This window comes from Methylobacterium sp. J-072 (genome assembly GCF_022829425.1).
Taxonomy (GTDB): domain Bacteria; phylum Pseudomonadota; class Alphaproteobacteria; order Rhizobiales; family Beijerinckiaceae; genus Methylobacterium.
The window spans coordinates 51,708-71,945 of record NZ_JAKSYK010000207.1 but is presented as its reverse complement, the minus strand read 5'-3'; the positions used below and the strand labels follow the sequence as shown (position 1 = coordinate 71,945).

Below are 20,238 nucleotides of genomic sequence, written 5' to 3'. Positions count from 1 at the left end.
CCTAGACAAGAGGGCCCGGCGCACTGCGTCGGGCCCTTTCGTTTGTCAAGCCGGTTTGGCGCAACCGCACTGTGTCTTCTAAGTGTCGTTAACGGATGATTGTGAGCGGCAGGCGTATAGCCACGCTTCGTTCCCCTTACGGGTCGATTCCGCCGCACGGTAAGGTGCGGGCGAATCTTTGATCGGTGGGTCCGCGACGGTTCGAGAGAATCAGCTGCGGGAACGGTGCGTTCTGCGCCGTGCGGTTGCACGCGCGTTCGGATCGTCAGGGTGGGGGCAGGGCTATCATGGGTGTCGGTCGTGCCGCGCACGTTCGAATTTGCGTGGGTACGCTCACATTGACCGCGGCGAGCGCTGCGCTCGCCGAACTGCCCGAGACTGCCGCCGCGCATGCGCCGCGCGAGATGCACAGCGTCGCCGCCCTGGCGATCTTCGGCGGCTTGGTCGCCTTCGCGGTGATCCTGTCGCTGCTCCACCTCTACGAGCGCGGGCGCTGGACCCGCCGGGAGCGCGAACTCGCCGGCGCCCTCGACGTGCTGCGCGGCGCCCATGACCGCGCCGAGATGCTACTCAACGCCGAGCGCCAGATCATCGTCACCTGGGATCGGCGCAGCGAGCCGGTGGTCGAGGGCGATATCAGCCTGGCGATCTATGGCGAGCGGCCGACCTCGGGCTATGCCCGGCGGGTGCTGGCCTTCGGCACCTGGTTGGTCGCCTCGGATGCCGCCGCGGTCGAGGCCGCGGTCGAGACCCTGCGGGCACGCGGCACGAGCTTCACCCTCAGCCTGCGCACCCAGACCGGGCGCAGCATCGACGCCCACGGGCAGGCGGTCGCCGGCCGCGCACTCCTGCGCCTGCGCGAAACCAGCCAGGAGCGCTGCGAGATCGCCGACCTGCGCGCGACCCTGGACGAGACCCGCCGCGGCCTCTCGGCCCTGGCCGGCCTGCTCGACGCGATCCCGCAGCCGGTCTGGCGGCGCAACCGCGAGGGCGGCCTGAGCTGGGTCAACGCCGCCTACGTGGCGGCCGTCGAGGCCGAGACCCGCGAGGCGGCACTGGATGGCGGCATCGAGCTGTTCGACCGTCCGGCCCGCGAGGCGATCATCCGCGACGAGGCGGCGCGCTCCGCCGGCCTGACCCGGAGCGTCCCGCGTCTCTCGGCCGTCGTCGCCGGCAGCCGGCGGATGCTCGACGTGTTCGAGGCCACCCTGGATAGCGGCCGCGTCGGGATCGCCATCGACGTGTCCGAGTTGGAGAGCGTCCGCGCCGACCTGCAGCGCCAGATGAACGCCAACGTCCGCACCCTCGACCAATTGCCGACCGCCGTGGCGATGTTCGACGTGTCGCAGCGGCTGATCTTCCACAACGCCGCCTACCGCCAGCTCTGGGACCTCGATCAGGCCTTCCTCGACAGCCGTCCCGCCGACGGCGAGATCCTCGATCACCTCCGGGCCGAGCGGAAGCTTGAGGAGCACGCGGATTTCCGCGGCTGGAAGCAGGGGGTTCTGGCCGCCTACCGGGCCGCCGAGGCCAACCAGAGCTGGTGGTACCTGCCGGACGGACGGACGCTCCGGGTGGTCGCCGACCCGAACCCGCAGGGCGGCCTGACCTACCTGTTCGACGACGTCTCCGACAGCTTGAACGCCGAAACCCGCTACATCGCCCTGCGCCGCCTCCAGGCCGAGACCCTCGACACCCTGGCCGAGCCGGTGGCGGTGTTCGGCGCCGACGGGCGCATGACCCTCGCCAATCGGGCCTTCTGCACCGTCTGGCAACTCGATCCGGCAACCGTGGAGGAGCGGCCCCACGTCGATGCCGTCATCGAGGCCTGCCGACACCTGGCGCCGGCCGAGGAGCCGTGGCTCGACATCCGCGACGCCGTGGTCGGTCTCGAATCGCGCACCGCCCGGTCCTGCCGCCTGGCGGTGGTGGACGGCACCGTCCTCGATTGCGCCGCGCAGCCGCTGCCCGAGGGCGCGACCCTGCTGACCCTGATCGACGTCACCGCCAGCGTGAACGTCGAGCGGGCGCTGACCGAGAAGAACGACGCGCTGGAGAAAGCCGCGCAGCTGCGCGACACCTTCGTGCACCACGTGTCCTACGAGCTGCGCTCGCCGCTCACCAACATCATCGGCTTCACCCAACTGCTCGGCGACGAGACGGTCGGAGCGCTCAACGACCGGCAGCGCGAGTATTCCGACCACATCATGCGCTCCTCGGCGGCGCTGCTCGTGATCATCAACGACATTCTCGACCTCGCCTCGATCGATGCCGGCTCTCTGGAGCTTCAGCGGGAGGAGGTCGACGTCCAGTCCACCATCGAAGCTGCCGTGCGCGGCATCGAGGACCGGCTGGCCGAATCCCACATCACCCTCGCCCTGGACGTGCCGGAGGATATCGGCAGCGTCCATGCGGACGGGAAGCGGGTCCGCCAGATCCTGTTCAACCTGCTCTCGAACGCCGTCGGCTTCTCGGATGCCGGGCAGCGCGTCGAGGTCCGCGCCCGCCGGGAGGCGCACGACCTGATCCTGAGCGTGCGCGACCACGGCCGCGGCATGCCGCCGGAGATCGCTGATTCGGTCTTCAACCGCTTCGAGAGCCACACCCTGGGCACCCGCCATCGCGGGGTCGGGCTGGGCCTGTCGATCGTGCGGTCCTTCGTCGAACTCCATGGTGGGCGGGTCCATCTGGAAACCGCACCCGGGGCCGGGACCCAGGTGACCTGTACCTTCCCGCTTTTCCCTACTGAGGGGCCGCGCCTCGATCAGCACGAGATGAGCCGGCCCTTCACCGCCCCGCCCGCGGCCGCGATGCGCAAGCCGGGCTTCGCGCTTCACTGACGGCAACATCGCCGGGCTTGATTAATCCCCCGGCCGGGCTCAGCAGGGCGCATGTCCCAAAAAGATCGTTCCGGCTGGGCCGTCTTCGGCATCGGCGATTTCCGCCTGTTCGGCTCGGCCCGCTTCCTGACGGGCCTCGCCTACCAGATGCAGGCGGTGGCGATCGGCTGGTTCGTCTACGACCTGACCCATTCCGCCCTGGCCCTCGGCCTCGTCGGGCTGGCGGGTTTTCTGCCCGCGGTGATCTGCGCGCTGATCACCGGCCATGTGGCGGATGCCTATGACCGCCGCTTGGTGGGTGCCGCGGCCTTCGGGCTCCAGAGCCTAGCAAGCTTCGGCCTCCTCGCCTACGCGCTGGCCGGCTTCCAGGCGGTCTGGCCGATCTACGCCCTGGTGATCGTCGTCGGCACAGCCCGGGCCTTCGCCAACCCCGCCCTGCAGGCGCTGCTGCCGACCCTGGTGCCGGGGCCGCAATTCGGCTCGGCCATCGCCTGGAACGCCTCGCTCTGGCAGAGCGCGTCGGTGATGGGTCCGGCGCTCGGCGGCCTACTCTACGCCCTCGGGCCCGCGGTGGTGTTCGGCGGCGCGGCGGCGAGCTTCGCGCTGGCGAGCCTCCTGACCGGGCTGATCCGCTTCCGGCCCGCGGCGGTGACCGAGCGGCCCCCGATCACCTGGGCGGCGCTGTCGGCGGGCATCGGCTACATCCGCTCGCAGCCGGTGGTGCTGGGCGCCATCAGCCTCGACCTATTCACCGTCTTGCTCGGCGGCGCGACGGCGCTCCTGCCGATCTATGCCGGCGAAGTGCTGCATGTCGGCCCCCTCGGCCTTGGGGCGCTCCGCAGCATGCCGGCCTTCGGAGCCGTCACCATGGCAGTCCTGCTGGCCTATCGCCCGCTCCGGCGCCATGCCGGGGTGCGGATGCTCCGGGCGTGCGCCGTGTTCGGCGCGGCGACGGTGGTATTCGGCCTCTCGACCTCGCTGCCCCTGTCGATGGCCTGTCTGTTCGTCACCGGCGCGGCCGACATGATCTCGGTCTATGTCCGCCAGACCTTCGTGCAGGGCGAGACCCCGGATGCCATGCGCGGCCGGGTCTCGGCGGTGAACACGGTGTTCATCGGCGCCTCGAACGAACTCGGCGAGTTCGAATCCGGCGTGCTCGCCGCCGCGATTGGGGCGGTCGCGGCGGTGGTGGCCGGCGGCGCCGCGACCGTTGCCGTCGCGCTGCTCTGGGGCCGGTTTTTTCCGGCCCTGCGGGCGCGGGACTGGTTGCTGGTGCAGGGATAATATCCAGTCCATCATTTCTCAGGCACGGCTCGGCATCCAGCAGGATTTTCCAGGCCTGTGGGTGGGTCCGGCGACGTCGCGTTCAATTATCCATTTTGCGCCTCAGGCCAATCGGAAAATGGATAACTTATTTCCAATCATAGACTTAGATGATATGCATTGCGCCCTGAACGTCTGCGGGGACGGGCACCATGCTTACAGGGAACTCGACGACGAACAGGCCCGGCAACTCATCAACGCCGAGCAGGTCTTCGATGCCTATCGCGCGGCGCGATCAACCTTGCAGAGCCGATTTGCCGGTTCGATGGCTTGGAAATCCGTCGTGGGGCGCAGTTACCTCTATCGTTTCAAGGATGGCGTCTGGAAATCCCTCGGTCCTCGCTCGGAGGAGACGGAGGCTATTCACCAACGCTTCGTCGATGGCCGTTCGCACGCGAAAATGCGCAGCACTTCGCTCGCAGAACGGCTGAACAGGATCGCGGCCGTTAACCGAGCACAGCGGCTTGGCCGGATGCCGGTGATCGCCGCCCGGATCCTGCGGGCTCTGTCCGACGCCCGTCTGACGGAACCGGTGGTCGCCACCGTCGGCACCAATGCGCTGTTCGCCTATGAGCGGATGGCCGGCGTGCAGATCGACCAGGCGGTCCTCGAAACAGCCGATTTCGACCTGCTGTACGATGCGCGGGCCAGCCTGAAACTCATCGTGCCCGAGGTCGCAGCCTCCGAAATCGTCGGCCTTCTCAGGAAGGTCGATCACTCCTTCGAGGTCATGGGCAAGCGCGGGTTTCGTGCGGCAAACCGCGACGGCTACATCGTCGATCTGATCACGCCCGCTGCGAAGGACCCCATACGCCCAAGCGACGTAAAGCCGATCGGGCGCGATCCCGACGATCTCGTCGCCGTCGAGATTTTTGGTCTGGCCTGGCTCGTGAACAGTCCCAAGGTCCGGGTCACGGTGCTCGATCTGCGCGGCTACCCGGCCGAGATGACCGTGCCCGATCCGCGCGCCTTCGCGCTCCACAAGGCCTGGCTGTCGGAGAGACCGGATCGGAATCCCGAGAAGCGCCGCCGCGACGCAGCACAGGCCAAGCTTATTGCCGGACTCATCGCCCGCTACCTGCCGCATCTCGGTTTCGACGATCCCGTCCTCGGGGCTCTGCCGAAAGCACTGCGGGATCAGGCCGCGACGCTCACCCCTGCCGTCACGGGACGCGAAACGAACGAGGCCCTGGAGCCCGACTGGTAGCCGAGCTCCAAAATCCCAAAAAAAATCAGCGCCCCGCCAGCAGCGGCGACCAGGTCGGGTCGGAGGCGTAGGAGGGCGTCGGGATCGACTGCTCCACCTTGCCGGTGATGTCGACCATGAACAGCTTGCCGCCGCCCTGGCCGCCCGGGTCGCGGAAGAACAGCACGTACTGGCCGTTCGGCGCGAAGGTCGGCCCCTCGTTGTGGTAGCCCTCGGTCAGGACGCGCTCGCCGGTGCCGTCGGGCTTCGACACGCAGATGGCGAAGCCGCCGTTGCGCTGGCGCGTGTAGGCGATCAGGTCGCCGCGCGGCGACCAGGCCGGCTGCGAGGCCGAGCCGGTGCCGAAGGTGATGCGGTGCGGGTTCGAGCCGTCCGCGCCCATCACGTAGACCTGCTGCGAACCGCCGCGATCCGATTCGAACGCGATCTGCGAACCGTCCGGGGCGTAGGTCGGCGAGGTATCGATCGCCATGCCGTTGGTGACCGAGTGCTGGGCTTTTGAGGCGATGTCCATCGTCACGATATCGGCGTTGCCGCCCTGCTGGACGCTCATCACCAGGCGACGGCCGTCCGGCGAGAAGCGCGGGCTGGCGCTCATCGAATCGACGTTGCCGAGCGCCTGGCGGGCGCCGGTCTCGAGGTTGATCACCTGGACCCGCGGCTGGTGCCCGGTGGCCTGGGACATGAACGCGATGTCCTGCGTGGCCGGCGAGTAGCGCGGCGCGACGATCGACGTCTCGCCGCTGGTGATCGCCCGGACGTTGGCGCCGTCTTGGTCCATCACCATCAGGCGCTTGCGCCGGTTCTCCTTGGGGCCGCTCTCGTCCACGAAGGCGATGCGGCTGTCGAACCAGGGGCCGAGGCCGGTGATCTTGGTGTAGACCGCGTCCGAGATCAGGTGGCCGGTGCGCCGGGCGTTGGCGGTGTCCGTGCCGTATTGCTGGCCGGTCATCTGCTGACCGGAGGTCACGTCCCAGAGGCGGAACTCGACCTTCAGCTTACCCGAGGCGTCGCGCGAGACGCGGCCCGTGACCAGACCCTGGACACCGGTGGCCCGCCATTTCTCGAAGTTCGGCGCGGCGTCGAAGTTCGGCTGCTCGGGGAAGCGGGCGTGGTCGAGGGGCGTGAAGTAGCCTGAGCGGCGCAGGTTGTTGGTCACCACGCCGGAGACGAGGCCGCCGAGGCTCGGGTCGCCGCCGAAATCCGCGATCGCGATCGGCAACGGCTGGAAGTTGCCGCCGCCGATGCGCAGCTGCAGCTGCGCCTGGGCCGGCGCCGCGAAGCCGAGGGCGACCGTCAGCAGCGCCAGAAACGCGACGATGGGCGCGATCAGGCGCGCGGCTGGGGGCGCCGGAAGGCGCCCGGCGGAGGAAGTGCTGTGCATGGGTCGGATCCGAAGTGGCGATCAGACGGGGAGGCTGTTGATGGCAGGCTGCGCGGAAAGCGACCTCAGGTCGCCGTGAATTCGAACTCCGCGTTGATGGCCTTCCAGTCGTTGTAATACGGCGCGTAGGTGGCCGGTATGTTGTACGGCGCACAGCGGCGGACCGCCCGGAGCGCAGCTTGCGCGATCGACTGGTCGACGCCGCTGGTGCCGCCGCGCATGATCCGCGGCTCGGTGCTGAGCGAGCCGTTCGGGTTCAGGCGGATGTCGAGCACCGGCAGGACCACCCCCTGGGCGGCGCCGGGGGGCGCCGAGTAGCAGCGCTCGATCTGCTGCTGCAGCAGCCCGACCAGGGCGTCGCGCAGGGACGGCGACAGGCGCTGCGCGGTGCCGGTCGCGGCGCCCAGGGCCGCGACCTTCTGCACCGTATGGCCGGTGGCGCCGGTGGATTGCGACGGCGCCTTCGAGGCCAGCACCGAGCGGATGTCGCCGGCGTTGAACTTGTCGGCGAGCTCGGCCTGCTTGCGCGCCTTGGCTTCGCCGTCGGCCTTGGCCTTCGCGTCCGCCATCGCCTTGGCCTTCGCCTTGGCGGCAGCCTCGGCCTTGGCAGCGGCCTCCGCCTTCTCGTGCGCGGCCTTGGCCTCGGCCATCTCCTTCTGACGCTCGGCTTCCGCCTCGGCCTTGGCTTCCGCGGCCTTCCGGGCGGCTTCGCGGGCAGCCTCGGCCTTGGCGGCATCCGCCTTCGCCTTGGCTTCGGCCTTCGCGGCCGCAGCCTTCGCGGCTGCAGCGGCAGCTTCAGCCTCCTGCCGCTCGATCAGCTTGTCGAGCTGCTCGCGCTTCTCGGCTTCGGCCTTCGCGGCCGCCTTCGCCTCGGCCTTGGCCGCAAAAGCCTTCTCGGCGGCAGCCGCCTTGTCGGCTGCAGCTTTCTCGGCGGCCTTTTCCGCGGCCTTGGCGGCGGCCTTCTCGGCCTCGCGCTTTTCCTCGGCGGCCTTGGCGGCTTTCGCCACCTCCTGCGGATCCGGCTCGGCGCGCAGGGGCATCTCCTCCGCGTTGGCGAGCTTCATCTCGGCCGTGCGCTTGGGCGCGGTCGGCGCGTCGGTCTTGGCGTTCTCGGGCTCGCGATCTTCGACCTTCTCGGCCTGGCGATCGGCCCGCGGCTGGGCGTTCGTCATCGGATTGTCGGCCTGGCGCTCGCCCTTGGTGATCTCGGAGAACTGGTTCTCGGTGATCACCTCGACGGGCACGCCCTCCTGCGCCTCGGGCAGGGCCGGGGCCGCCACGCTGAACAGCGCGAAGGCCAGCAGCGCCACGTGGGTGCCGGCGGAGATCCAGACACCCGGTTCCTTGCGGTCGAAGTGGAACTCCACGGTCCAGGCCCTACTGATGCTCAGGCTCGGTCACGAGGGCGACCTTCTTGAAGCCGCCACCGGTCACGATCGCCATCACCTGCGCGACGCGGCCGTAATCGACCCGCTTGTCGCCGCGCACGAACACGCGCTCCTCGGTGCCGGTCTTGGCGGTCTCGAGCAGCTTCGGGATGATCGTCTCGTCGGTCAGCTCGTCCTCGCCGAGGAAGACCTGGCCGGTCTGCCGGATCGAGATCGTCACCGGCTTCACGTCGGAATTGAGCGGCGACGCCTTGGATTGCGGCAGATCGAGGGGCACGCCCACCGTCATCATCGGCGCCGCGACCATGAAGATGATCAGCAGAACCAGGACGACGTCGATGAACGGCGTCATGTTGATCTCGTTGATCGGACCGCCGCGCCGGCCCCTGCGCCGCCGCCGCTTGCCGCCGTGGGATGCCCCCGCCGCCATGCTCATGGATCAATCTCCTGGATCGGCGCGGTCAGGCGGCGAGCGAGAGGCGCTCGTCGATCTGGCGGGAGAGGATCGCGGAGAACTCGTCGGCGAAACCCTCCAGCCGCGATTGCGACTTCGAGACCTCGGCCTGGAGCTTATTGTAGGCGAGCACCGCCGGGATCGCGGCGAACAGGCCGATCGCGGTGGCGAACAGGGCCTCGGCGATGCCGGGGGCGACGACGGCGAGCGAGGTGTTCTTGGAAGCCGCGATCGAGGTGAAGGCGGTCATGATGCCCCAGACCGTGCCGAACAGGCCGATATACGGGCCGGCCGAGCCGATCGAGGCGAGGAACAGCAGACGCGATTCGAGCCGCTCGACCTCGCGCTGGATGGTGACGTCGAGCTGCTTCTCGATGCGCTGCGACAGGGACTGGACCTGACGGCCCGAGCCCTCGAACGAGCGCTTCCACTCACGCATGGCGGCCACGAACACCGCCGCCAGCCCGGTGGCCGGGCGGTCGTTGAACGAGCGGAACAGTTCTTCCAGGGAGCGGCCGGACCAGAACGCGTCCTCGAACGCATCCATCTCGGCCTTGGTGCGGCGGAACAGCAGCGTCTTGTCGACGATGATCGACCAGCACCAGATCGACGCGCTGAGCAGCCCGACCATCACGATCTTCACGACGAAGTGGGCTTGCAGGAACAGCCCGAGCAGCGTCATGTCGGCAACAGGCGCGGCCTGCATCGCGTCGGCTGGGTTCATCCGTCGAGGTCTCCTGCTCCGGATCGCGATGCGCCGGGCGAGGCCCGCGTCCGCCGGATCCGTGAGCGATATCAATGCTATCGTCCGCGAATCTGTCGAAAGTAAGGGCCGTCTTCGCGCCGAAACACGCCGGCTTGCATCGACTCCGTTAAGGGCGCGATAGGGTTAAGGATCGGTTTCGTTCCGGGCGATCCCAAGGCATTCCGAAGTATCGGCTGCGCGAGTCGCTTGGGAGGCTGGACCTCGCGAAACCGACGCCCTTATTCTCGTGGCGTCAGAGTGCCGCGCGCACCGCGAGTCTCAGTACAGGAAGCGCCATGACCCTGCCCGTCCCGAGCCTTCACGGCCTGCTGCCCGCCGAGCCGGCCCGATTCCTCGGTTGGTCCTGTATCGCCGATCCGGTCATTGCCGGCGCCCTCGCGCGCTCGGGCTTCGACGCCGTGCTGCTCGACCAGCAGCATGGCGCGCACGACTACCACTCGTGTTGCGCGGCGATCACCGAGGTGGCGCTCGCGGGCAAGCCGAGCCTGGTCCGGATCCCGGTAGGCGACTTCGCCATGGCGTCGCGGATGCTGGATGCCGGCGCCTCGGGCATCGTCGCGCCGATGATCAACAGCGTAGCGGATGCGCGGGCGCTGGCCGCCGCCACCAAGTACCCGCCGGTCGGCCAGCGGAGCTGGGGGCCGGACCGCGCCATGTGGATGTCGGGCCAGAGCGACGCGTCCGAGTATCTTGCGGGCGCCAACGCCCGGGCCTTGACGATCGCCATGTGCGAGACATCGGAGGCGATCGACGCGCTGGAGCCGATCCTGGCCCTGCCGGGCATCGACGGCATTCTGGTCGGGCCCGCGGACCTGTCGATCGCCCTGTCCAAGGGGACGGCCATCGACCCGGCCGGTGCGGCGGTCACGGCCGCCCTCGGCGAGATCGTGCGCAAGACCCGGGCGGCCGGCAAGCTGCCCTGCGCCTTCTCACCGTCGCCGCTGCGGGCCCGGGAGATGGTCGCCATGGGCTTCCAGCTGGTCTCGGTGGAGTACGACGCGATGACCATCGTCAACGCCTTCGCCAAGCTCCTGCGCGACGCGGACCCGACGCGGGTCGCCTAGGTTTCGCCAGGCGCCAGCAGGCGCCGCAGGGCCTCCGGCAACCGGATGGCGCGGCCGTCGCGCACGCAGGCCACCGTGACCTCGGCGGCGACGAGCAGTTCGTCGCCCCGGCGGACCTCCTGGGCGAGCTGCATCGAGGCGCCGCGCAGCTGCTGCGTGCGGGTCACGACGGTGAGCTGGTCGTCCATGCGGGCGGGGCGGATGAAATCGAGCGTCATGCGCCGGACCACGAAGACCAGGCCGTGCGCCTCGCGGTGCAGATCGGATTGGTCGCCCGCCAAGCCGCGCAGCAGCTCGGTCCGGCCGCGCTCCAGGAAGCGCAGGTAGCTCGCGTGGTAGACGAAGCCCGAAAAATCGGTGTCCTCGTAATAGACCCGCACGGCCAGCCGATGGGGGGCGGCCATGTCGGCTGTCGGCGCATCGTCGGAAGAGTTCGGTCCGCTCATCGGCGTCGTCTACGGCATCGTGCGGAAGCGGGGAAACCCGACCGCTGAAACAGTCGCGCCGGCTTGCGGCTCGGCCTGTGCTCGACACGACGAGGGCCGCCCTGGGGCGGCCCTCGCGTGGTCAGGTCTGGGCTGACGGATCAGCCGCCGATGCGGGCGGCCAGGCTCGCCGAGTGGGCATGCTCATCGGCGATGTAGGGCAGCGCCTCGCTGGCGAAGCGACGGCCCTGGGCGCTGTCGCCCTGCTTGGCGTAGGCATCGTACAGCGACAGGGTCTGGGCGTCGGACCGGGCCTGCTGGTCGATATAGGCGCGGTCGAAGGACCGGCCGTTCGGAGCCGACTGGAGCTGCGCCAAACGGGCCTGGCCGCGCTCGCCAAGGGCGACGCGACGACCCGGCTCGGTCGGGCTGTTGTCGACGATGCCGACCGCGCCCAGCGCGCCGCCGACGATGCTGGTGCCGAGGTTGGCCGCGATGGTCACCGGGGCCAGCACGAAGCCGACGGGGTTGCTCAGGTCCGTCTTGATGCCCTGGTTGTCCGAGACCACCGTGCCGTTGCGCGACAGGGAGGTGTTCGGCGGCAGCAGGGCCTCGGTGGTGGCCTTGCGCTCGACCAAGACGCGGTTGGCGTAGTTCCGGACCCGCGGGTTGCGCGACCGCTCGAGGGCGATGCGGCTCGCCTCGATGCTGGTCGCATCCGAACGCAGCGCCTCGGCGCGGAATGCGGGGGTCTCGGTGGCGGCAGCGCCGACGCCCTGCTGCTGGTTGGCGAAGGGCAGGATCCGGATCGGCAGCGCGTCCTGGGCGAAAGCCGGCGTCGAGAGCGCAGCGGCGGAAAGGCCGAGGACGGCGAGTGTGATGTTCTTCATGTTGGAAGATAGTCCCTGGTGTTCTTATTGATGGCTCAAAGATGTGTCGGGATTTCGTAGCCTGAACCACAGTCCCGCAATCCTGCCAGCGCCACGCAATCTGGCGCGGTCGTCATCACAACTGCCGCGTTTTGAGGCTGTTCCGCCGCTATGATCGCGTTTGCGTGAGCGGTTGCGGCACGCGACTACGCAAAAGCTTGGCGTTCGCGCCGGGGGCGGCTGGTCCGAAACCCGAATATGCTGAGGTGCTTGGCTCTTGTGCAGCGCACATGTCTAGCGAGCTCGGCTACGGAGGTGGGCGCAGTTGTCCATGAACCAGGCGTGAACCAGCCCCGTCTCGACCGCATGGAGGTTAGCCGGAGATCGTTCAGGAGGCGTCGCCGTCGTCGAACAGGCCGTCCCGTTCGCGCCGCGGCTCGGCGAAGCCCATGTGCCGGAACGCGTGCTTGGTGAGGACGCGGCCGCGCGGCGTGCGCTGCACGAAGCCGCGCTGGATCAGATACGGCTCGATGATGTCCTCGATGGCGTCGCGCGGCTCGGACAGCGCCGCCCCGATCGTCTCGATCCCCACCGGGCCGCCGCCGAACGAGGTCGCGATCAGCGTCAGGTACTTGCGGTCCATCACGTCGAGGCCGACCGAATCCACGTCGAGCAGCTTCAGCGCCCGGTCGGCGATGGCGCGCGTCACGGTCTCGGCTTCGGCCACGATGGCGAAGTCCCGCACCCGTCGCAGCAGCCGGCCGGCGATGCGCGGCGTGCCGCGCGCCCGCCGGGCGATCTCGTTGGCGCCCTCGTCGGACATGCCGATCCCGAGCACCCGGGCGCCGCGGGCCACGATCTTCTCAAGCTCGTCGATCTCGTAGAATTCGAGCCGGATCGGGATGCCGAACCGGTCGCGCAGCGGCGTCGTCAGCAGCCCCGCCCGGGTGGTCGCCCCCACCAGAGTGAATTTCGGCAGCTCGATCTTCACCGAGCGCGCCGCCGGCCCCTCGCCGATGATCAGGTCGAGCTGGTAATCCTCCATGGCCGGATAGAGGATCTCTTCCACGGCCGGGTTGAGCCGGTGGATCTCGTCGATGAAGAGCACGTCGCGCTCTTCGAGATTGGTCAGCTGCGCGGCGAGGTCACCGGCCTTGGCGATGACCGGGCCGGAGGTCGAACGAAAGTTCACCCCGAGCTCACGCGCCACGATCTGGGCCAGCGTGGTCTTGCCCAGCCCCGGCGGCCCCACGAACAGCACATGGTCGAGGGCCTGGCCGGTCATCTTGGCCGCCTCGATGAAGATCTGCATGTTGGCGCGCGCCGCCTTCTGCCCGACGAACTCGGCCAGGCTCAGCGGCCGGATCGTCTGGTCCACGTCCTCGGCGCGCTTCTCCGGCGTCAGGAGCACGTTGGTCGGGGGCTTCGGCTTGCTCATGGACCTTCGCTCGTGGACCGGCTCGCCCGCTGGTTTTAGGGGTCCACGGGAGCCGTCGCGTCCGGGCCGCTTCTCCTAATACGCGGCGGCTGCGAAGTCTAAGCGGGTCGCGCGGCCTGTGCCGCAGCACACCGTCACGCCCGCCGGCCGCCGGTCCCGTGCCGAGAACCGCCGCAATCGATGAAACCGAATTGCTGCGCCGCGCATTCCACTGGCAACTCCGCAAACTCGGCCGCAGGGCACGCTTCCACCATGACCATCCGATCGACCGCAGCCGGCGCGGCCAGCGCCCTCTTGCTCCTCGCCAGCCTCGCAAATGCCCAGGCCGCGCCGGGCGCGACCGAGACCAAGGTGGCCGAGGCCGCACCGCCGCAGGTCCACCCGGTCGCCGCCGTCGAGCGCGACGACGAGGCCAGCTGCAGCCGCGCGCGGCGGCGGCTGTGGATCGAGGGTGAGGGCTGGGTGGTACGCCGGATCACGACCTGCCGCTGAAACTGTGGGGGAGGGCGCCCATACGCAGTCACCGCGGCTGGCGACCCGGAACGGCCGGTGATCGTGTCGGTTACCCAGGATCGTTCCTGACGCGTTCCTCCCGTCGAGTCTCGGAGCCGGCCGCATGATCTCCCGGACACTGCTCACGCTCTCCGCCCTCCTCTTGGCCGCACCGGCCTCTGCGCAGGGCGTCTATCCCTACGGGCAGGTGACGACGAGCGAGGCCGACTTCGCCGGCCCGTTCGTGCGCGGCACCTATATCGGCGCCCCCCTGACCCGCGTGCCGCGTCCGACCGAGATCGTGCCCTCGGCCTGGAGCTACGGGACCTACGGGATCCCGACCGTCACGGGCATCGCCGCGCCGCCGGCCCAGCTGCCGAGCATCACGGTCATCAACGCCACCGGTCCGGCGCCCCGGCCCACGCGCGAGCGGCGGACCGAGCGGGTCTCGGACAGCCGCGTCGCCGGCGCGCAGGTCATCACGGTCCAGGTTCCCCGGCGCTGAACGCGGCGAACCAGTCGGCATAGGGCGTGTTCCGAACGAGGTGGCGGTTCAGGTCCGGCGCGCCGTCGTTCCACCAGACCGGGCCGCGCTCGCCGAGCGCCGTCTTGGCCGCGTCGACCTCGCCCCGGGCGGCTTTCATCGCGGCGGCGGCCTCCGGCTCGCCCGCCCGCTCGGAGGCCTTGGCCGCCTTCACGGCCCGGCGCCCATCCATCAGCCGGGCCACCAGCGTCGCGCGATGCTCCGGCGACAGGTGAGGATTGGCGCGCCGCCACAAGCGGTTACGGACCACGATATAGCGCAAGTCGGGCGTGGTGATGACCTCGCTCATGCTGGAATTCGGCTCCGGTGTTGGGTCGAAGTTAAGTCTTGCCCCTTAGACCCCAGATATCGGGTCCGGGTCATGCCATGCAGATCGTCGTCGTCGATTCGAGCCGCGTCGTCCTCCAGATCATCGCCTCCCTGATCGAGCCGCGCGGTCACACGGTGCACGCGTTCACGGATTCCGCCCAGGCGCTGCAATACCTCGCCGCGACCCCGTCGGTCCGGGTCCTGATCACCAGTGTCGAGGTCCGGCCGCTCTGCGGGCTCGAACTCTGCTGGTCCGCCCGCCTCCTCGCGGAAGAACGCCGGCCGCTGCACGTCATCACCATGTCGTCCGCCCGCAACGTCCGCAGCCTCGCCGAGGCCCTCGACAGCGGCGCCGACGACTTCATCGAGAAGCCGCCGAGCGCCGAGGAGCTGAACGCCCGGCTGCGCGCGGCCGAACGCCTGATCACCATGCAGGAGGCGTTGATCCGGCTGGCCGAGACCGATCCGCTCACCGGGGTCTACAACCGGCGCGCCTTCTTCGACCGGGCGCGTCTCGCCGCGGAGCAGGGCGGCCGCCCAGGCCGGATCTCGGCGATCCTGGCCGACATCGACCACTTCAAGCGGATCAACGACGAGCACGGTCACGATATCGGCGATGTCGCCATCAAGGCCGTGGCCGAACTGATCGCCAGCGACGGCATCGGCGGCCGCCTGGGCGGCGAGGAGTTCGGCATCGTGCTCCCGGGCTGCAGCCTCGATGAGGCGACCGCCCAGGCCGAGCGTCTGCGGGCGCGTGTCCAGGCTCTACGCATCCGCGGCAGCAAACATGCGATCGGCCTGACCTGCAGCTTCGGCGTCAGCACCTGGATCGAGGCCGACGACGTCAACGCCCTGATCAAGCGGGCCGATCTCGCGCTCTATGCCGCCAAGGATGGCGGGCGTAACCGTGTCGTGCCGTACCGGGGCGGCGCCGCTTTGGCCGTCGCAAGCTGAGACGGCCAAGCCGCCCCAGCGTGGGACGCGCATGCGCAGCATGGTTAAAGACCGCGCTCCATATTGGCACATCAGTTCGTGCGATGAAGACAGAAATCGACCGAATCCGCGAATATAAAGCTTAATATTCACCCCAAACTCGTGGAATGGATCTTGGAACTACGCATCCGATCCCGGCCCCTTTGTATCGCCGGGAGACGAAAGGTGCGAGGTCATGAGTACGGCCGTTGGCGTCCTGATCCTGGATGAACCGCAGGACCTGAGCGCGACTGTTCGCGCCACTCTGGAGCATATGCCGGAGTTTCACACGATCGGCGTCGAAGACTTGGACCGGGCCGATGCCGGATCCGCGGTCGCGTTGATCTTCCTCGACGAGATCCGGCTGGCGGATGGGATCGCACGCCTCGTCGGCCTCAAGGAGCGGCAGCCGAACCTGCGCACGCTCGTGGCCTTCGGGGCGCTCACCGCCGACGATCTGCGGGCGCTGCTCGCTGCGGGCGCCGATGCCTTCGTGGCACGCTCGAAGTCGCCGCGGGAGTTGGGCGCGGCCCTGTTGGCGCTCGCCGAGGGCTCGGACTGTCTCGTGCCGCCGGAGCAGCAGGCCGTGGTGCCGGGGGAACAGGGCGACGCGCTCGGACTCACGCCGCGCGAGGCGGAGGTGCTGCGCTTCCTCAGCTCGGGCTTCAGCAACAAGGAAGTTGCCCGCCGCCTGGCGCTCAGCGTCCGGACGGTGGAGACCCACCGGCTCAACCTACGCCGCAAGACCCAGACCGGGCGGCTGAAGGACCTGGTCTCGCTGGCGCGCCAGCTCGGCCTGGCCCCCGTGGTCGACAGCGACCAGAACCGCCGCGGCGGCGGCTCCGGCAATCAGTCCCGGCACTGACCGGGATACCGGGCAGCCCCGGCGGGGCTGCCCCCCTTCGCCCTTTCCCGGGCGCATGCAGCGTGAGCGGAATGCGATCCGGGACCCAGCACGAGACGACGCGTAGCGTCCTCTTTGTGTCTCGATCGTGCCGCTTGCGCGGCCCTTTCTGCGCTGGGTCCCGGATCACCTTCCACTAACGTTCCAGGTGTCCGGGAAAGGGGCACGCTTCATACGACTACGGGTTACACAGGTTAGAATTTTCATCTCTCCCCGGCGCGGAAAGCTCAGTCTTGTTCTTCAAGTGAAGGCCTCACCGATGCCGCCACGCGCCGTCATCCCGGGGCCGCACAGCGGAGCCCGGGATCCAGAGCCGCCGACGTGCCAAGATCTTGCACCGACGGCGTTTCTGGATTCCGGGCTCGCCTGCGACGCCCCGGAATGACGGCGCGGGTCATCAGGTATGGGGCATCAATCCTCAGGAGATGAATCTTCCAACCTGTGTAGCCCCTAGCTTCATACGCTGAGGACATCGAGGCCGAATGCAGCGCATGCGGCTTCCGCTTGAATCGGTCGGACACGCGTCCGGCAGCGTCAGGGCGCGCCGTTACAAGACCGTGTCAAGCCGCGCCGACTTGCGCCCCGGTGCGGGACCGCGAACGCCCGGACGGTTTTTTCCCGCTCGCCAACGACTTGGCCGCCGCCTTGGCCCGGGACACCACCTTCTTCGCCGTGCTCCGTTTGCGGGCCTGAGACGCAGCGGGTTTGACCTTCTTGCCGGCCAGGGCGTCGCCCTCCGACGCAGCCAGTCGCGCCTGGAGCAGCCCGAGCACCGCGGCCTCCTCGGAGCGGAGCTTGCCGAGGTCCTGGCTCAGCTCGGTCTCGACCGCATCCTTCACCTGCAGCAGGAGATCGCCCTCCAGGTAGCAGTCGAGGATCTGGGGGTGGATGTAGCATTTGCGGCAGATCGTCGGCGTGTTGCCGAGCCGGCCGGCGACGCTCTCGATCGCCGTCCGGACGTTGCGCTTGGCACCGGCCTCGCTGTCGAAGCTCTCGAACTCCCGCAGGGCCAGGGCCGCCAGGACCGTGCCGGCCCAGGTCCGGAAATCCTTGGCGGTGAAATCCTCGCCGGTGATCTCGCGCAGATACGTATTCACGTCCGACGAGGTCACGTCGCGCTGGACGCCGTCGGCGTCGATATATTGGAACAGCTCCTGCCCGGGCAGGTCCTGGCAGGCCTTCACGATCCGGGCGACGCGCCGGTCCTTCAGCGACACGTCCCAGGTCTTGCCGCTCTTGCCCTTGAACCGGAACGACAGTTCCGCGCCCGCGATCCGGACATGGGGATCGCGCAGGGTGGTCAGGCCGTAGCTCTTGTTGGTGCGGGCATAATCGTCGTTGCCGACGCGGATCAGCGTGGTCTCGAGCAGGTGGACCACAGTGGCCAGCACCTTCTCCCGGCACAGGCCCGGACGCTTCATGTCGGCATCGACGCGCTGACGGATGCCCGGCAGGGCGTCCGCGAAGGCCATGATCCGCGAGAACTTGTTGGCCTCGCGCGCCTGCCGGAAATCGGGATGGTAACGGTACTGCTTGCGGCCCTTGGCGTCTCGGCCGGTGGCCTGGATATGGCCGCTGCTGCGGGCGCAGATCCAGACATCGGTGTAGGCCGGCGGGATCGCCAGGGCGCGGATGCGGGCGAGGATCCGCTTGTCCCGCACCGGCGCCCCCTTCGCGTCGAGATACCGAAAACCCGTGCCGCTGCGCTTGCGCGTCAGGCCCGGCCGGCTGTCGTCGACATAGACGAGGCCCGCCTCTTCGGCCGCCGCACGCAGGCTTCCGCCGTTCTGATCCGTCTCGACTTCCGCCATCGCCGCCCCTCCCGGATACGCCGCCGGGGTACCGCCCGGCGAGAAGGCGCTGATCAACCGGCGGCGGCCGACCGCCGTTCCGGATCTGCGCATCCGCCGCAGCCTGACGCGGAGCATGCTAGAGGGACGGCATGGATTCCGAACCCGCCCGCGAAACCCGTCCCACGCCCATGCGAAGCCTCGTCTTCGTCGTCACCGAGGATTGGTTCTTCGCCTCGCATTTCCTGCCGATGGCCCGGGCCGCGATCGGCATGGGGCTCGCGGTCACTGTCGTCACCCGGGTCCGGGCGCACCGCGCCATCATCGAGGCGACGGGGGCGCGCGTCGTGCCGCTGGAGGCGGAGCGGGCGAGCCTCAACCCGATGGCGGCGGGCTACGCCGCCGGGCAGCTCGCCGGGATCCTGAAGGCGTTGAACGCCGACATCGTCCACTGCATCGCGTTGCGCAGCATCCTGGTCGGCGGGACCGCCGCCGCCATGGCCGGCATCCCGGCGCGGGTCTACGCGCTGACCGGCCTCGGCCTCGTCGGCGCCCGCAGTGACCGGATTGGGCGCGCGGCCCGGCTCGGGCTGAAAGCGCTGATCCGCGGGCCGCTGGCCTCGGGGCGCACCCGCTTCCTGTTCGAGAATCCGGACGACGCCCTGGCGCTCGGCCTCGACCCGTCTGAGCAATCCGTCACGGTGATCGGCGGGGCGGGGGTCGATTGCGCTGCGTTCCAGCCGCGGCCGCTGCCAGAGATGCCGCCGCTCAAGGTCGCCGTGGTGGCGCGCATGCTCTGGTCGAAGGGCATCGACGTGGCGGTCGAGGCGACCCGCCTGGCCCGGGCCCGGGGCGCGGCCGTGGAGCTTGCCCTGTTCGGCGCACCAGACCTATCGAACCGCCGCTCCATCGACGCCGCGACCCTGCGCGACTGGAGCCGGGACGGCGTCGCCTGGCACGGCCCGACCGAGGACGTGGCCGCCGTCTGGGCAAGCCAGCACGTCGCCTGCCTGCCGTCCCGGGGCGGGGAGGGGCTTCCGCGCAGCCTGCTCGAAGCCGGCGCCTGCGGCCGGGCGCTGGTCACCACCGACGTCCCGGGCTGCCGCAGTCTGGTGCGCGACGGGATCGAGGGCCTGCTCGTGCCCCCCGGCGACGCGCCGGCCCTGGCCGACGCGCTGGTCCGCCTGAGCGGCGATCCCGCCCTGGTGGCGAGCCTCGGCGCCGCCGCCCGGACCCGGATCGAGGCGGGCGGCTTCACCGAGGCCGCGGTGACCGATCAGGTCTGCGCCGTCTGGCGCGACCTGCTGGACGCCTGATCATGCGCGCCCCGGACGATCCGCGCGGCTTCATCGCGGCCCATACCCGGCTGCTGCCGGTTCCCTACGCGCCGGAGATCCAGCTCCACGTCGCCGACGAGGCGACCGCGCTCTGGCAGAAGACCGAGGACGAATTGCAGGAAATCGGGCTGCCGCCGCCGTTCTGGGCCTTCGCCTGGGCCGGCGGGCAGGCGCTGGCCCGCTACATCCTTGATCATCCCGAGATCGCGCGCGGGCGCCGCGCCGTGGATTTCGCCTCGGGCTCGGGCCTCGTGGCGATCGCCGCAGCCCGGGCGGGCGCGCAACACGTCGTCGCCAGCGATCTCGACGCGTTCGCGGTGGCGGCGATCGGCCTCAACGCCGCCGCCAACGGCGTCGGCGGCCTGATCCAACCGGTCGCGACCAACCTCCTCGGCACGGTGCCAGAGGCTGATCTCGTCTTCGCCGCCGACGTATTCTACGAGCGCGACCTCGCCGAGGCGGTCACCGCCTGGCTCACCGACCTGCAGGCAAGCGGGCGCACGGTGCTGATCGGCGATCCCGGGCGCACCTACCTGCCGCGGGCTCGTCTCGAATGCCTGGCGAGCTACGCGGTGCCGGTCTCCCGCGCGCTGGAGGATGCCGAGATCAAGCAGAGCCACGTCTGGCGATTGCACGGCTGAGAGAATGGCCCGGCCGTGACGCGTCCAATCGCTCCGGGCGGTGCTGCGAGGCTTCATCCGCGGCCGGAATGCGTTACGTTGCTGCCGGACC

General features: G+C 69.4%; 19 protein-coding genes. 10 read left to right on the top strand and 9 right to left on the bottom strand.

Features of this window, described 5'->3' with window-relative positions; genetic code table 11:
* Positions 1–287 precede the first annotated feature (287 nt).
* From MKK67_RS26965 to MKK67_RS26955, 3 genes are all read left to right on the top strand, one after another.
* Positions 288–2,840 carry a sensor histidine kinase gene (locus MKK67_RS26965; RefSeq protein WP_243971290.1) on the top strand — a complete coding sequence of 851 codons (2,553 nt, stop codon included), beginning with the start codon at positions 288–290 and terminating at the stop codon, positions 2,838–2,840.
* Positions 2,841–2,891: 51 nt separating this feature from the next.
* Positions 2,892–4,124: an MFS transporter gene (locus MKK67_RS26960; protein WP_243971287.1), complete on the top strand. Its 1,233-nt coding sequence runs from the start codon at positions 2,892–2,894 to the stop codon at positions 4,122–4,124.
* A gap of 154 nt (positions 4,125–4,278) precedes the next feature.
* On the top strand, positions 4,279–5,370 hold the full coding sequence (locus MKK67_RS26955; RefSeq protein WP_243971285.1) for a nucleotidyltransferase domain-containing protein: 1,092 nt from the start codon (positions 4,279–4,281) through the stop codon (positions 5,368–5,370).
* 25 nt (positions 5,371–5,395) lie between these two features.
* On the opposite strand, the gene tolB is transcribed toward MKK67_RS26955, so the two are convergent.
* From tolB to tolQ, 4 genes are all read right to left on the bottom strand, one after another.
* The gene (tolB, locus tag MKK67_RS26950; protein ID WP_243971283.1) at positions 5,396–6,754 is read right to left on the bottom strand and encodes a Tol-Pal system beta propeller repeat protein TolB; all 1,359 of its coding nucleotides are present in this window, start codon (positions 6,752–6,754) and stop codon (positions 5,396–5,398) included.
* A gap of 65 nt (positions 6,755–6,819) precedes the next feature.
* A complete protein-coding gene (gene tolA / locus MKK67_RS26945) occupies positions 6,820–8,121 on the bottom strand; it encodes a cell envelope integrity protein TolA (RefSeq protein WP_243971281.1) in 1,302 nt (433 codons plus the stop codon).
* 10 nt (positions 8,122–8,131) lie between these two features.
* Positions 8,132–8,578: an ExbD/TolR family protein gene (locus MKK67_RS26940; protein WP_058192919.1), complete on the bottom strand. Its 447-nt coding sequence runs from the start codon at positions 8,576–8,578 to the stop codon at positions 8,132–8,134.
* A gap of 25 nt (positions 8,579–8,603) precedes the next feature.
* Positions 8,604–9,320 carry a protein TolQ gene (gene tolQ, locus MKK67_RS26935; RefSeq protein ID WP_092043862.1) on the bottom strand — a complete coding sequence of 239 codons (717 nt, stop codon included), beginning with the start codon at positions 9,318–9,320 and terminating at the stop codon, positions 8,604–8,606.
* Positions 9,321–9,637: 317 nt separating this feature from the next.
* Here tolQ and MKK67_RS26930 point away from each other — a divergent pair, with 317 nt between their 5' ends.
* Positions 9,638–10,426, top strand: a complete 789-nt coding sequence (locus MKK67_RS26930; protein WP_243971280.1) for an HpcH/HpaI aldolase family protein — start codon at positions 9,638–9,640, stop codon at positions 10,424–10,426.
* On the opposite strand, the gene ybgC is transcribed toward MKK67_RS26930, so the two are convergent.
* From ybgC to ruvB, 3 genes are all read right to left on the bottom strand, one after another.
* A complete protein-coding gene (gene ybgC / locus MKK67_RS26925) occupies positions 10,423–10,830 on the bottom strand; it encodes a tol-pal system-associated acyl-CoA thioesterase (protein WP_243971278.1) in 408 nt (135 codons plus the stop codon). The genes MKK67_RS26930 and ybgC overlap by 4 nt on opposite strands.
* A gap of 182 nt (positions 10,831–11,012) precedes the next feature.
* Positions 11,013–11,741 carry a DUF4142 domain-containing protein gene (locus tag MKK67_RS26920; RefSeq protein ID WP_243971276.1) on the bottom strand — a complete coding sequence of 243 codons (729 nt, stop codon included), beginning with the start codon at positions 11,739–11,741 and terminating at the stop codon, positions 11,013–11,015.
* A gap of 367 nt (positions 11,742–12,108) precedes the next feature.
* Complete coding sequence (gene ruvB / locus MKK67_RS26915) at positions 12,109–13,158, bottom strand: Holliday junction branch migration DNA helicase RuvB (protein WP_243971274.1); 1,050 nt, start codon at positions 13,156–13,158, stop codon at positions 12,109–12,111.
* Positions 13,159–13,410: 252 nt separating this feature from the next.
* Between ruvB and MKK67_RS26910 the strand changes: the two genes are divergently transcribed.
* Both MKK67_RS26910 and MKK67_RS26905 read left to right on the top strand, forming a co-directional pair.
* Positions 13,411–13,650 (top strand): hypothetical protein, encoded by a 240-nt coding sequence (locus tag MKK67_RS26910; protein ID WP_243971272.1) that lies wholly within the window; start codon positions 13,411–13,413, stop codon positions 13,648–13,650.
* Between the two features lie 124 nt (positions 13,651–13,774).
* Positions 13,775–14,155 (top strand): hypothetical protein, encoded by a 381-nt coding sequence (locus MKK67_RS26905; RefSeq protein ID WP_243971270.1) that lies wholly within the window; start codon positions 13,775–13,777, stop codon positions 14,153–14,155.
* On the opposite strand, the gene MKK67_RS26900 is transcribed toward MKK67_RS26905, so the two are convergent.
* Positions 14,130–14,483: a hypothetical protein gene (locus tag MKK67_RS26900; RefSeq protein ID WP_243971268.1), complete on the bottom strand. Its 354-nt coding sequence runs from the start codon at positions 14,481–14,483 to the stop codon at positions 14,130–14,132. The genes MKK67_RS26905 and MKK67_RS26900 overlap by 26 nt on opposite strands.
* A 77-nt stretch (positions 14,484–14,560) precedes the next feature.
* Between MKK67_RS26900 and MKK67_RS26895 the strand changes: the two genes are divergently transcribed.
* Together MKK67_RS26895 and MKK67_RS26890 are read left to right on the top strand one after the other, a co-directional pair.
* Positions 14,561–15,457, top strand: coding sequence for a GGDEF domain-containing protein (locus MKK67_RS26895; RefSeq protein WP_243971266.1), 897 nt, complete (start codon positions 14,561–14,563; stop codon positions 15,455–15,457).
* A gap of 214 nt (positions 15,458–15,671) precedes the next feature.
* A complete protein-coding gene (locus tag MKK67_RS26890; RefSeq protein WP_243971264.1) occupies positions 15,672–16,340 on the top strand; it encodes a LuxR C-terminal-related transcriptional regulator in 669 nt (222 codons plus the stop codon).
* A gap of 599 nt (positions 16,341–16,939) precedes the next feature.
* On the opposite strand, the gene MKK67_RS26885 is transcribed toward MKK67_RS26890, so the two are convergent.
* A complete protein-coding gene (locus MKK67_RS26885; protein ID WP_243971262.1) occupies positions 16,940–18,190 on the bottom strand; it encodes a DNA topoisomerase IB in 1,251 nt (416 codons plus the stop codon).
* 131 nt (positions 18,191–18,321) lie between these two features.
* Here MKK67_RS26885 and MKK67_RS26880 point away from each other — a divergent pair, with 131 nt between their 5' ends.
* On the top strand, positions 18,322–19,485 hold the full coding sequence (locus MKK67_RS26880) for a glycosyltransferase family 4 protein (RefSeq protein WP_243971260.1): 1,164 nt from the start codon (positions 18,322–18,324) through the stop codon (positions 19,483–19,485).
* Between the two features lie 2 nt (positions 19,486–19,487).
* A complete protein-coding gene (locus MKK67_RS26875) occupies positions 19,488–20,147 on the top strand; it encodes a class I SAM-dependent methyltransferase (protein WP_243971258.1) in 660 nt (219 codons plus the stop codon).
* Positions 20,148–20,238: the final 91 nt, after the last annotated feature.